The following is a 12,390-nucleotide window of genomic DNA, read 5'->3' on the forward strand; positions in this document are numbered from 1 at the left end:
GATGCGCGAGGCAGACCGGCAGTATTTCTCGCGACTGGAATCGCAACTCGACGAGGCGTTCGACGTCGCCGAGACCGCCAAAGAACGCGGCGCAGACCCTGAACCCGAGGTCGAGATCCCGGTCGCCAAGGACATGGCCGACCGCGTCGAGAACATCCTCGGCATCGACGGCGTCGCCGAGCGCGTCCGCGAACTCGAGGGTCAGATGAGCCGCGAGGAGGCGGCCCTGGCGCTCGCGGAGGACTTCGCGGAGGGCGATGTCGGCGACTACGAGACGCGAGCCGGCAAGATCGAAGGCGCGGTTCGCACGGCAGTCGCGCTGTTGACCGAAGGCGTCGTCGCCGCCCCCATCGAGGGCATCGACAAGGTCGAACTCCTCTCGAACGACGACGGCACGGAGTTCGTCAACGTCTACTACGCCGGCCCGATCCGCTCGGCGGGCGGCACCGCCCAGGCGCTGTCGGTACTCGTCGGCGACTACACGCGCGCGCTCGTCGGTATCGACCAGTACAACGCCCGCTCCGAGGAGGTCGAACGGTACGCCGAGGAAATTTCCCTGTACGACAAGGAGACCGGTCTCCAGTACTCGCCGAAGGATCCCGAGACAAAGTTCATCGCCAAACACCTCCCGATCATGCTAGACGGGGAGGCAACCGGCGACGAGGAGGTCTCCGGCTTTCGGGACCTCGAGCGCGTCGACACCAACTCCGCGCGCGGTGGGATGTGTCTCGTGCTTGCCGAAGGGATCGCGCTGAAAGCGCCGAAGATCCAGCGCTACACCTCCCAGCTCGAGGAGATCGACTGGCCTTGGCTGCAGGACCTCATCGACGGGAACTACTACGAGGACGACGCCGACGATCCTGCAGACGAGACGGTCCCAGTCGATGCCGACGAAACCGACACCGACGGCGAGCCCGATGCCGAAGCCGCCAGCGACGAAGACAGTCCACCGCCCGAGTCGGCCGGCCCGGTTCGGCCCGATCCCTCGAAGAAGTTCCTCCGAGACCTGATCGCCGGCCGGCCGGTCTTCTCCCACCCGAGCGCGAAAGGCGGTTTTCGACTGCGCTACGGTCGCTCGCGCAACCACGGCTTCGCGACCGGCGGCGTCCATCCGGCGACGATGCACCTCGTCGACGACTTCCTCGCAACCGGCACGCAGATCAAGACCGAGCGACCGGGGAAAGCCCACGGCGTCGTCCCCGTCGACTCCATCGAGGGGCCGACCGTCAAACTCGCCAACGGCGACGTTCGACGCATCGACGACCCCGAGGAGGCCCTCGAGATCAGAAACGGCGTCGAGGAGATCCTCGACATCGGCGAGTACCTGATTAACTACGGCGAGTTCGTCGAGAACAACCACCCGCTTGCGCCCGCCTCGTACGTCTTCGAGTGGTGGATTCAGGACATGGACGAGGCCGGCGCGGACGCCCAGGCGCTGCTCGACGATCCGCGAGTCGACGCCGAACACCCGCCCGCCGAAGCCGCCCTCGAGTGGGCCGAAGAGTACGACGCGCCCCTCCACCCCGACTATACCTACCTCTGGCACGACCTCGCCGTCGACGATTTCTGTGCGCTCGCCGACGCGGTTGCGAACGCCCGCATCGAAAACGCCGGCGAGACGCTCGTCGTAGCGCGCTCGGAGACGGTTCGAGACGCCCTCGAGACGATCATCGCCGAACACCGCCAGCGCGAGGACCGACTCGAGGTCGACGACTGGCTCCCCTTGGCACGGACGCTCGGGATCGTTCGCGACGAGGCCGGGGAGTTGACTCGAACGTGGACCGACGACGACCTCTCGGAGCGAGCGCGCACGTGGGGTGGTTCCGATGGAGCGGACTCCGGCGGCGAGCGAGACTCGAGCGGCGGCGAGAACGCCATCGAGGCGGTCAACGAGGTCGCGCCCTTCACCGTCCGCGAGCGCGCGCCGACCCGAATCGGCAACCGCATGGGTCGGCCCGAGAAGTCCGAAAGCCGAGACCTCAGCCCCGCGGTTCACACGCTCTTTCCCATCGGGGAAGCCGGCGGCGCACAGCGCGACATCGCCAAGGCCGGCAAGCACGCCGACACGATGTCCGACACGCCTGGCGTCGTCGAGATTCAGATCGGCCGCCAACGCTGTGAATCCTGCGAAACGGAGACGTTCAAGAACCGCTGTCCGGAGTGTGGCGCTCGAACCGAACCCGACTACCGCTGTCCGTCCTGTGACTCGGCGATCGAACCGGACGAGGCCGGCCGCGTCGAGTGCGACCGCTGTGACACCGAGGCGACCTGCGTCGAACCTCGCGAAATAGACCTCAACGAGGAGTACCGAGACGCACTCGAGACAGTGGGCGAACGCGAGAACGCCTTCGACATCCTGAAGGGCGTCAAGGGGTTGACCTCCGCGGACAAGATCCCGGAACCGATGGAGAAGGGTATTCTCCGGGCGAAACACGACGTTTCCTCGTTCAAAGACGGCACCGTCCGCTACGACATGACCGACCTCCCGGTCACGTCGGTTCGCGCGAGCGAACTCGACGTCGATGTCGGCCAACTGCAGGCGCTCGGCTACGAGGAGGACATCCACGGCGAGGCGCTCGTCCACGAGGACCAGCTGGTCGAACTCAAAGTACAGGACATCGTCCTCTCGGACGGTGCGGCCGAGCACATGCTTCAGACGGCCGACTTCATCGACGACTTACTCGAGCAGTACTACGGCCTCGAGCCCTTCTACGAACTCGAGGAACGCGAGGAACTGGTCGGCGAACTCGTCTTCGGGATGGCACCCCACACGAGCGCAGCAACTGTCGGACGAGTGATTGGTTTCACGAGCGCGGCGGTCGGATATGCTCATCCGTACTTTCATGCCGCGAAACGACGCAACTGTTTCCACCCGAAAACTACGATTCGATACATAGACGGCTCCGAAATCGAACACGAGGCGTCCATCGAGACGTTCGTCGAGTCACGACTGACGGATCCACGCGAAGACGACTTCGGGACGCTGGTTCAGGATCTCGACGGATCCATTACTGTTCCGTCGATCGACGACGACGGACGCCACGTAACCCGGTCGGTCGAGGCCGTTTCAAAACATCCCGCACCCGATCATCTGATCCGCGTCGAAACCCGTAGCGGTCGATCGGTGACGGTTACACCGGATCACACGATGGTCGTCTGGAACGACGGTCTCGAGCGAGTCGCCGCGAGCGAACTCGGGGTCGGGGATGAGATTCCGACGCCGGCGGTCGCCGACTCGACGAACGGAGCGAACTCGAGTACGCGAACAGCGGGTATCGCGGACGGTGGCCGTCCGGAGGTTGATATAGTAGAACGGGCCGAAATTGTCCCATCCGATGTCAAATACACGTACTGCCTCACGGTTTCGGACACGAACACGCTCGTCGCGAACGGGCTCCACACGGCACAATGCGATGGGGACGAGGACTGTGTCATGTTACTCATGGACGGTCTTCTAAACTTCTCGCGGTCGTACCTCCCCGACAAGCGCGGTGGCAGCGTCGCCGAGGACTCCCGGCTGATCGCGTTCGATCCTGACGGGAACCTGCGGTTCATGACCTTCGACGAGTTCTGGGACGAACTCGACGTGCCAATCGAGATCGACGGCAAGTTCCAGAAGAAGGCCGCTGGGCTCGAGGGGTGGACGACATATGCATTCGACGACGACCACGAGGCGTCACCGAAGCCCATCGAGAAGGCGATTCGGTACGAGGCAGACGATGATGAAGAGTTGCTTCGTATTTCAACACAGTTCGGTCGCGAACTCGAGATCACGACCGACCACAGCCTCTTCCGATACGATGACAGAATCGAGGATGTCGCTGGATCCGACCTCGAGAAGGGTGATCTGATCGTCGCTCCTCGAAACCTCGATATTGATCCCATCGAGACGACAATCGATGTCGCAGACTGTGTCGACGATCCGTACGTCCTGATCGATGAACACATCGAAGACCTGTTGCGAACGGTTTGGGAATCAGACTTCTCGACGGAATCTGTCCAAGAAGCGTTTGCCGTTGGTCTCTCCCACGACCCACCCAAGGGTCTACTCGAGTATCGCCTCTCGAAGCGGAAGCTTCCGCTCGAAACGTTACAGCAGATCATCGATGCGAGTGCTCACGAAGGAATCCCCCGAACTGCTCGAATTGGTCGCGCTGGATCGACACATTGCTTGAATCGGACGGTCGATGTTGACATAGACCTCGCTTGGTTTCTCGGTGTTTTCGTCGCGGAGGGAACGCGTTCGAGTATCTGCCCGCCTGGCGAGAGATATCGTCCATCTCGATACCTTTTTCACCACCCAGTGTTATTACTTGGTTGTATGAGCGAGTTCGAACAGTTCAGCGACGTCGGCGAAGCGGACGTAACGAGAGCGATCGGACAGGAGTGGACCGAGGAGTTCATGGACTTCTCGGATTCGGATGTCATCATCGTCGGTGGCGGTCCGTCCGGTCTCACGGCCGCGAAGGAACTCTCCGAGCGCGGTGTCAAGGTGATGGTCGTCGAGAAGAACAACTACCTCGGCGGCGGCTTCTGGCTCGGCGGCTTCCTGATGAACAAGGTCACGGTTCGAAGCCCCGCCCAGAAGGTGCTCGATGAACTGGACGTCTCCTACAAGGAGTCCCAGGACAGCGAGGATCTGTACGTCGCGAACGGGCCGGAGGCCTGTTCCGGCCTGATCAAGGCGGCCTGTGACGCAGGCGCGAAGATGCAGAACATGACCGAGTTCACGGACATCGTCATCCGGGAGGACCACCGCGTCGGCGGTATCGTCATGAACTGGACGCCGGTCCACGCGCTGCCACGGGAGATCACCTGCGTCGACCCCATCGCCGTCGAAGCGGACCTCGTGATCGACGCGACGGGCCACGACGCGATGGCGGTCACCAAACTCGACGAGCGCGGCGTCCTCGACGCGCCCGGTATTCAGGACGCCAAAGAACGCGGGCAGGTCATGGACCAGACCGACAGCGACACCTACGGCGCGCCCGGCCACGACTCTCCGGGCCACGACTCGATGTGGGTCGGCGAGAGCGAAGACGCCGTCGTCGAACACACCGGCCTCGTCCACGAGGGCCTGATCGCGACCGGGATGGCGACCGCGACCACCTTCGGACTGCCGCGCATGGGGCCGACGTTCGGTGCCATGCTCGTCTCCGGGAAACGCGCCGCCCAGGTCGCGCTCGACGAACTCGAGGTCGAGGCCGATCCCGTCGAACTGACCGCTCGAGCGACCCCCGCCGACGACTGAGCGGGCGATGGACCGAGTCGTCCTGTATCGAGCGCCGTCGACCGAAGCCCGGGTCGACGAGATCGCAGACTGGCTCGAGCAGTGCCTCCAGTCGTCGGTCGACGCATCCGTCGTCGTGAGAGATCGCTTCCTCGATGTCCACCGCACCGACGAGTTGGCCGAGCGGTTCGCCGAGGCGCGCGTTCGGTCTCCCTCCGACCGCGAGACGGGGAACACGATGCTCGGGACGGTCCGATACGAAGAGCGCGTCCTCGAGTCGCCCGACCGCGGCGGGGGCGTCCTCTACGACGGCTTGCAGGTCCAGCGGGCGCTCAACGAGGCGATAACCCCAGAAGAACGCGGTCTCGAGGCGCTCCACGTCGCAGTCCTCGATCGAGCGATCGGGACCTGGGGCGACCACGACGGGCGCTGGCACAAGCGGGTGAACGTCCTCGGTCAACCCGCGCTCGTCTCCGTCCCCGGACTGTACGAGGCTCCAGCAAAGCCCGAGCGCTACTACAAAGAAAAACAACGACACGCGCTGCTGTCGGGCGATTCGCCGCCGAGAGAGGTACTCGAGAACCGCGTCGAGGGCGAGTTCCTGATAGAAGACGATCCGCGAACGACGGACGCGCTCAGGGGGTACGTCTTGCAACCGGTAGATTACCTCCTGAGGGGGACGCCGTTTTGTGACGACCGGCGATGTCGGTTGTTCAACGCCCACCGCCACGAAGGCGTAATCGAGGCCCAACTTCGAGAACCCGCTTTTTGCCCGGACCACGCCGCGTTGTACGGCCGCAATTGACGATTCGATACCCGCAGGATTCGGTGTCCATTTTTGGGTCGGTGGCGCTAGTACCGAGCAATGAGCGACGAATTCACGCTGTCTATTCCCGTGCGCTTTCGAGACATCGACCGACTGAACCACGTCAACAACGCGGTGTACTCGACGTACCTCGAGGAAGCCAGATTCGCGTATTTGGAATCGGTCCTCGACGTCGACGTGACCGAGTTCGAACTCGTCATCGTGACCCTCGAGCTCTCCTTTCGCCAACCGATCTCCCTCGACGACGACCTCGAGGTCGCCGTGTCGGTGACTGACCTCGGCGAGACGAGCTGGACCATGGCATACGAGTTCAGAGTCGACGGCGACGTGGCGGCGACCGGCGAGACGACGAACGTCCACTTCGATCCGGAAACAGACTGTCCGAAGCCACTCCCCACGGAGATTCGAGAGCCGTTACTCGAACGCGAACCCGGTCTCGAAGCTGGTTCGCTCGACGAAAACGACGCGTCGTGATCGTTCGACGCCGTTGTCGGTTCACGCCGATGCTCGAGATTCTTCATGAACAATAACTATTATGTGTGTTATTCTCATACAGGAGGGTGTTATGGTGTCGCCCACCTATCAAGATGAAACGAGGGTCGTCGAACAGCGGGACCGCATTTTCGACGCGCTGTCGTCCCAGCCGCGGCGGCAGCTTCTGGTATCGCTTCTCGAGGCCCAGCCGGCGGAGTTCCTCGACCTCCCCAAGGTGGCGCTCGCTCGAGAGTCCGCCGCGGAAGACCACGAACTTCGGGCTGCGCTCGTACATCGGCACCTTCCGCTTTTGGCCGACTACGGGTTCGTCCGCTGGGAGACGGACCCGCTGCGAGTCCAGCGGGGGCCCGAGTTCGACGTTCTCGAGCCCGTCGTACGAACCCTGGCGGTTCGAACCGAGACGGTCCCGCCGTTGGTCGTCGGCGATATCAAACTCGAGTACGACGGCGAACGCAGGACCGATTGAGCCACGAGGTCGGGGGAGTGTTGGGTCGTCCGAGCGACCGTACAGGACCGAATTCACCGAGCGGAAGCAGGTGACCGAGACCCCGGCGAGATCGACGACCTCGCACGCGTTCGGTTACTCGATTCGACCGCCGGTCAATCGAACGATCCCGAACGCGTGCGTTTCGTGGGCGACCGCGTCTGCGTTTTCTCGAAGGGCGGTATGAGCCTGATTGATACGCTCGTCTAGCCGCCGTGTCGGTGCGGTATCGTAGCGAAGCTTCATCGTTGGCGGCGTCGAAAGGACCGTGATCGCGCGGAAGAGCGCGTTTATCGGTGGGCTGTACCACTGCTGGCTTCTCGCCGCGTTCACCAGGACGACGTGGCCGCCGGATTCGACCAGTCGCGACCAGTCCTCGACCGCACCGGACGGGTCCGAGAGCATGCCGACGACGAACGTGGCGAGCACCGCATCTATCGGCCCCGAAACCGGCGGCGTCGTCGCGTCTCCGCGGACGACGTGGACGTTGTCGTACCGTTCTGTGAGGTCGCGCGCTCGCTCGAGGACGGGGGCGGTGAAATCGATTCCGACGACGGTCCCCTCGGGGCCGACCGCCGACCGGAGGACTGGGAGGTTCGCCCCCGTTCCACAGCCCATCTCGACGACCGTATCGCCCGGCTCGAGTCGGCAGGCCTCGACTGCCCGCCGTCGAAGCGCGACGATCCCCGGCGTTCTGCGCGCCAACAGGTCGTAGAGTCGCGCCCATCGTCCGTAGAACGTCTGCGCGTCTCCGGTTCCCGTTTCGGTCATCGGTGGTTCAGATAGCAGGTGGATCGCCGCGCTTAAAGTAACGAGCGAACGGTATCAGCGACTGATTCCGCGTCCGAGCCGAGCACGTACGTGATCGGTTCGATTCCCATCCCGCCGGTCTGGTAGAGGACGGTCGCGTCCGGCTGGGACTCGATGGCCGCGCCGACGCTCGAGGTCACGTCGTCCGACCCGTCGAACTCGGCGGTGACGTGACCCCGACCGGCGAGCGTATCGACGATCTGTCGATCGTACTTGATGTTCGCCGCCGCGGACGCGTCCGCCCCGTGTCGGCGCGCCGCGAGTAATATCGATGCGACGTGTTCGGAGACGCCGAACTCCGGATCGCCGGGGACCGTCGCCTTCCCCTTCACGTCGAAGATACGCCCCGGAACCCCCGCGACGTCGTCGACTCCCGCCGCGTCGGGCGTACAGGCGACGAGGTTCGACCCGACCGCGGGGATCAACCCCGCGAATCCGCTCGCGTTCTCGAGGATGCGAAGGCCCCGCCGGAGCGAAGAGAGCACGCGCTCGCCCGCCCGAAGGTCGCTTTCGGGATCGTGTACCCGAAAACTGGATTCGTACTCCGCGAGTTCCGGAACCGCTTGCTCGTGCAGCCCGGTCAAAACGTCACCGCCGCCCTCGAGGTCCCGGATCAGGATCTCGAGTTCGATGAGCGCCTGGACCGGCGTCGTATCGCCCGTTGCCAACCCCGCGCCGAGTTCCGCCACGAGCGATTCGACGCGCGGGTCGTCGGTGATCTGCCGGTTGATCGTCACGTCCCCGTGGGCGTACTTCGAGACGGCGCTCTGGCTGATTCCGAGCACCGCCGCGACCTCACTCTGGGTGAGATCACGCTCGCGAAGCTCGCCGGCTAGCATCGATCGAACCGTCGGTAGAAACTCCTCGACGACGATTTCTTCGACGAATTTCATTCGTTGGCCCGACGTAGGAACCCCGCCGGGATAACTGTGGCTCACCGTCGGTGGAGTTCGTTCGCCGTCGATGAGGGCAGTTCGCCGACGGATATCAGTCGCTACGCCCGAGTTGGTCGCCGCCGAACTCGTCGTCACTTTGGATCCGGGAGGCCTGCGGGCCGTCCTGGTCCTGATACTTCGAGCCCCGGTCGCTTCCGTACGGTCTGTCCGCCGGCGTCTTGAGCTCCGTGAACGTCAACTGTGAAATCCGCATGCCGGGGGTCAGTGCGACCGGCGCGGAGCCGAGGTTCGAAAGCTCGAGGGTGATCTGGCCCCGGTAGCCCGGATCGCACAGTCCCGCGGTCGCGTGAACGACGACGGCGAGGCGACCCAGCGAGGAGCGACCCTCGACGTGCGCGATGAGGTCCGCGGGAATCTCGACGCGCTCGTGGGTCGTCCCCAGCACGAAGTCCCCGGGGTGGAGGATGAAGTCGTCGTCGTCCTCGACGACCGTTTCGGTCACGTACTCGTCGACCTCGCGTTCCGATGTCGGGTGGATACAGGGAATGTTCGTCCGCTGGAACTCGAGGAACTCCCGACCGAGCCGGAGGTCGACGCTCGCCGGCTGGATCTGGAGTTCGTAGTCGTCGAGCGGGTCGATCACGAGATCGCCCTCCTCGAGGCGCTCGAGGATGTCCGCGTCGGAAAGGATCATGTGCGAGCACTCGCGCTGTGGGAGTTAAAAGCCACTGAACTGTTTCGGGACCGCTGCTCGAGAAGCGACACGGGCCGACGCCGGCGTCATCGATCCGCCCTACAGCGCGTCTTCGATCGCCGACTCGATGGAGTCGTAGGACAGTTCGACTTGCTCGTTGTCGACGATAACCGTCGGAGTGGCTTCGATGCCAGCGTTGCTGGCCCGTTCCTTTTCCGTCTCGAGTTCGTCTCGGTAGGCGCCGTCTTCAGTATCGGTGACCACCTGTTCGCCGTCGACGCCGGCCTCGTTCGCGACCGATTCGACCACGTCGAGCGAGTAGCTACCGAACGCCTCGTAGATGTTCGTTTCGAACTGCCAGAAGGCCTCGTCGTCGCCCTGATCCTGCACGGAGCGGGCGGCGTTTGCGATCTCCCAGGACCAATCGGGGTTGGCTGGGATCGGGAAGTCGTGGAACTCGTATCGGATCTCTCCGGGATCGATATACGACTCCTTGAGGCGCGGATACATGTTCAACTCGTCCTCGAGGGTGTACCTCGCACACCCGCCACAGCCGAAGTCCTTGAACACCATGACGGTCACGTCCGCGTCCGGATCGCCCGCGACGGGGACCGGAAGCGCCGACTCGCCCTCGAGTTCGAACTCGCCGTCGATGTTTCCGGTGTTGGAGTCGAGACAGCCCGCGACGGCAATTCCCGTGCCGGCGAGGGCCGTCGCCGCGAACCGTCGGCGTGAGATGTCCATGCGGGTGCTAGCGACCGCGGAGTAAAATATGTAGTGACATCGGCATCCCGTCTGTCGTCCGCCGTCGCGACTCTCGAGTCAACGCCGCGACTGATCGCCGCGCCTATATCGATCCCGCTCGAGTCTTCGAGCATGAAACAGGCCATCGTCGCGCGAACCGATATCGGGATGGGCCAGGGAAAACTCGCCGCTCAGGTCGCCCACGCTTCCCTCTCGGCCTACGAGAAGGCAGACAAACGAACGCAGCGGGAGTGGAAAAACGGCGGTCAGAAAAAGATCGTCCTCAAGGGGAGTAGCGAACGCGAACTCCACGAACTCTCCGAAATCGCAGACCACAAGGGAATCGCTCAGTCGCTCATCCGCGACGCCGGACACACCCAACTCGAGCCTGGAACGGTCACCGCGCTGGCCGTCGGCCCCGCAGAAGAAGACCTCGTCGACCGCGTGACGGGCGAACTGCCGCTGTTCTAAGCGCGGACGTTTCGCCGACGGCCGCCGCTCGCCTCAGCGCCCGCTCGAATCGGCTGTTTTCTCGTCGGTTCGGTCGCGCTCGAGCGCCGCCGGGTCGCGGCCGTCCGGATCGCCGTGACCGCCGCCGCCGGGGGTCCGAACCGTGACCGTCGTTCCGGCTGGGACATCGACCGTCGTCTTCGCGGCGACCGCGCGTTCGCCCGCTGAAAGCGACTCACCGGCGTCTCCCGCCGCGGCGTCCGCGTCCAGTTCGACGCCCTCGGGGAGGTCGAAGCCGTCCGGCAACTCGAGCAGATTCGCCCCTCGAGCACCGTCCTCGCCGCCGGCGACCCCGCTTGGGGCGTACCGCCGCCGTTCGGTAAGCAGCGAAACGGTGGCCTCGGTCTCGACGGTGACCGACCGCTCGAGGCCGAGCCCGCCGCGGAACGTCCCCCGACCGCCGCTTTCGGGCCTGAACGCGTAGCGTTCGACCCGCATAGGGTACTCGGTCTCCATCGACTCGATAGGCGTGTTGAGCGTGTTCGTCATGCCGACCTGCACGCCGTCCATCCCGTCCGCGCCGGCTCGAGCGCCGAAGCCGCCGCCGATCGTCTCGTAGTAGGTGAACGAACCGTCTCGAGCGCCGATGGTCAGGTTGTTCATCGTCCCCTGTCCCTGTGCGGGCACGCGGTCCGGGGTCGCCTTCGCGAGGGCGCTAAAGACCACGTCGGTGACCCGCTGGCTGGTCTCGACGTTGCCGCCGACCACCGCAGCGGGGGACGTGGGATTGAGAACCGATCCCTCGGGTGCGTCAACCGAAACCGGATCGTAGCACCCTTCGTTCGGCGGGATTTCGGGGTCCGTGATACACCGGACGACGAAGTAGACCGCGCTCTTGGCAACGGCCAGCGGCGCGTTGAGGTTTCCCTCGACCTGCGATGCGGTCCCCGAGAAGTCGACGTCGATGCTCGTGCCATCGACCGTGACCGTCGTTTCGATTCGCACGTCGTCGTCGGTAATTCCGTCGCCCTCGAGCACGTCCGACGCCCCGTAGACGCCGTCGGGAACCGCCTCGAGTTCGCTCGCAATCCGGTCTCGAGAGTAGTCGATGACGGCGTCGAACGCGGCGAGTACGGTCTCCTCGCCGTGCTCGTCGATCAGCGATTCGACGCGCGCTTCGGCGCGTTCGTTCGCCGCGAGCTGGGCGCGAAAGTCGGCTTTGCGCTCTCGAGCGTTGCGGACGTTCGAGAGAATGAGCGACTGCACGTCAGATCGGATCTCGCCGTCCTCGACGAGCCTGATCGGCGGCAGCCGGAGCCCCTCCTGATAGATTTCGCGCGCACCGGCCGGCATGCTACCGGGCGTCATCCCGCCGACATCCGCGTGGTGGGCTCGAGACACGGCGTAGCCAACGATCTCCGAATCGGGCGCGATCGGCGAGACCATCGTCACGTCGGGCAGGTGCGTCCCGCCGGTGAACGGATCGTTGAGCACGAACACGTCGCCCGGTTTCGGATCGTGCTCGCGGACGGCCGCGACCGACTCCGGCATCGCGCCGAGGTGGACGGGGATATGCTCGGCCTGGGCAACCATCCGTCCCTCGGCGTCGAACAGCGCCGTCGAGCAGTCCCGGCGCTCCTTGATGTTCGGCGAGTACGCCCCGCGGATCAGGGTCTGGCCCATCTCCTCGGCGGCGCTCTCGAGTTGGTTTCGCAGTACTTCCAGCGTGATCGGATCGATGGGGTCGTCGGTCATCGGTGT

General features: G+C 64.4%; 10 protein-coding genes. 5 read left to right on the forward strand and 5 right to left on the reverse strand.

Annotation, left to right across the window (positions count from 1 at the left end; genetic code table 11):
* The first annotated feature begins 1 nt into the window (after window position 1).
* The 4 genes from EL22_RS19265 (at window position 2) to EL22_RS07815 (ending at window position 7,017) form a co-directional block, all read left to right on the forward strand.
* Window positions 2-5,251, forward strand: a complete 5,250-nt coding sequence (locus tag EL22_RS19265; RefSeq protein ID WP_082146710.1) for a DNA polymerase II large subunit — start codon at window positions 2-4, stop codon at window positions 5,249-5,251.
* 7 nt (window positions 5,252-5,258) lie between these two features.
* Window positions 5,259-6,035 carry a DUF7001 family protein gene (locus EL22_RS07805; RefSeq protein ID WP_050050974.1) on the forward strand — a complete coding sequence of 259 codons (777 nt, stop codon included), beginning with the start codon at window positions 5,259-5,261 and terminating at the stop codon, window positions 6,033-6,035.
* A 60-nt stretch (window positions 6,036-6,095) separates the two neighbouring features.
* Window positions 6,096-6,530 carry a thioesterase family protein gene (locus tag EL22_RS07810; RefSeq protein ID WP_050050975.1) on the forward strand — a complete coding sequence of 145 codons (435 nt, stop codon included), beginning with the start codon at window positions 6,096-6,098 and terminating at the stop codon, window positions 6,528-6,530.
* Window positions 6,531-6,621: 91 nt separating this feature from the next.
* Window positions 6,622-7,017, forward strand: coding sequence for a hypothetical protein (locus EL22_RS07815; protein WP_050050976.1), 396 nt, complete (start codon window positions 6,622-6,624; stop codon window positions 7,015-7,017).
* A 114-nt stretch (window positions 7,018-7,131) separates the two neighbouring features.
* Here the strand turns inward: EL22_RS07815 and EL22_RS07820 are convergent, their stop codons facing one another.
* From EL22_RS07820 to EL22_RS07835, 4 genes are all read right to left on the reverse strand, one after another.
* Window positions 7,132-7,806, reverse strand: coding sequence for a class I SAM-dependent methyltransferase (locus tag EL22_RS07820; protein WP_050050977.1), 675 nt, complete (start codon window positions 7,804-7,806; stop codon window positions 7,132-7,134).
* Window positions 7,807-7,838: 32 nt separating this feature from the next.
* Entirely contained in the window at window positions 7,839-8,738 is a 900-nt protein-coding gene (locus tag EL22_RS07825; RefSeq protein WP_050051257.1) for a thiamine-phosphate synthase family protein, read from the reverse strand.
* Between the two features lie 94 nt (window positions 8,739-8,832).
* Window positions 8,833-9,435 carry a dCTP deaminase gene (gene dcd / locus EL22_RS07830; RefSeq protein WP_050050978.1) on the reverse strand — a complete coding sequence of 201 codons (603 nt, stop codon included), beginning with the start codon at window positions 9,433-9,435 and terminating at the stop codon, window positions 8,833-8,835.
* Between the two features lie 99 nt (window positions 9,436-9,534).
* A complete protein-coding gene (locus EL22_RS07835) occupies window positions 9,535-10,179 on the reverse strand; it encodes a thioredoxin domain-containing protein (protein ID WP_050050979.1) in 645 nt (214 codons plus the stop codon).
* 132 nt (window positions 10,180-10,311) lie between these two features.
* Between EL22_RS07835 and pth2 the strand changes: the two genes are divergently transcribed.
* Entirely contained in the window at window positions 10,312-10,650 is a 339-nt protein-coding gene (gene pth2 / locus EL22_RS07840) for a peptidyl-tRNA hydrolase Pth2 (RefSeq protein WP_050050980.1), read from the forward strand.
* Between the two features lie 33 nt (window positions 10,651-10,683).
* Here pth2 and EL22_RS07845 read toward each other — a convergent pair whose 3' ends face one another.
* Window positions 10,684-12,384, reverse strand: coding sequence for a hydantoinase B/oxoprolinase family protein (locus tag EL22_RS07845; protein WP_156184086.1), 1,701 nt, complete (start codon window positions 12,382-12,384; stop codon window positions 10,684-10,686).
* Window positions 12,385-12,390: the final 6 nt, after the last annotated feature.

The organism is Halostagnicola sp. A56 (assembly GCF_000691505.1).
Taxonomy (GTDB): domain Archaea; phylum Halobacteriota; class Halobacteria; order Halobacteriales; family Natrialbaceae; genus Halostagnicola.

What these genes read in the sequence shown, in the direction of transcription:
- EL22_RS07845 (WP_156184086.1), bottom strand. Translation starts at nt 12,384, where the DNA reads ATGACCGACGACCCCATCGATCCGATCACGCTGGAAGTACTGCGAAAC.
- EL22_RS07815 (WP_050050976.1), top strand. Translation starts at nt 6,622, where the DNA reads ATGGTGTCGCCCACCTATCAAGATGAAACGAGGGTCGTCGAACAGCGG.
- EL22_RS07825 (WP_050051257.1), bottom strand. Translation starts at nt 8,738, where the DNA reads ATGAAATTCGTCGAAGAAATCGTCGTCGAGGAGTTTCTACCGACGGTT.
- EL22_RS07820 (WP_050050977.1), bottom strand. Translation starts at nt 7,806, where the DNA reads ATGACCGAAACGGGAACCGGAGACGCGCAGACGTTCTACGGACGATGG.
- EL22_RS19265 (WP_082146710.1), top strand. Translation starts at nt 2, where the DNA reads ATGCGCGAGGCAGACCGGCAGTATTTCTCGCGACTGGAATCGCAACTC.
- dcd (WP_050050978.1), bottom strand. Translation starts at nt 9,435, where the DNA reads ATGATCCTTTCCGACGCGGACATCCTCGAGCGCCTCGAGGAGGGCGAT.
- EL22_RS07835 (WP_050050979.1), bottom strand. Translation starts at nt 10,179, where the DNA reads ATGGACATCTCACGCCGACGGTTCGCGGCGACGGCCCTCGCCGGCACG.
- pth2 (WP_050050980.1), top strand. Translation starts at nt 10,312, where the DNA reads ATGAAACAGGCCATCGTCGCGCGAACCGATATCGGGATGGGCCAGGGA.
- EL22_RS07810 (WP_050050975.1), top strand. Translation starts at nt 6,096, where the DNA reads ATGAGCGACGAATTCACGCTGTCTATTCCCGTGCGCTTTCGAGACATC.
- EL22_RS07805 (WP_050050974.1), top strand. Translation starts at nt 5,259, where the DNA reads ATGGACCGAGTCGTCCTGTATCGAGCGCCGTCGACCGAAGCCCGGGTC.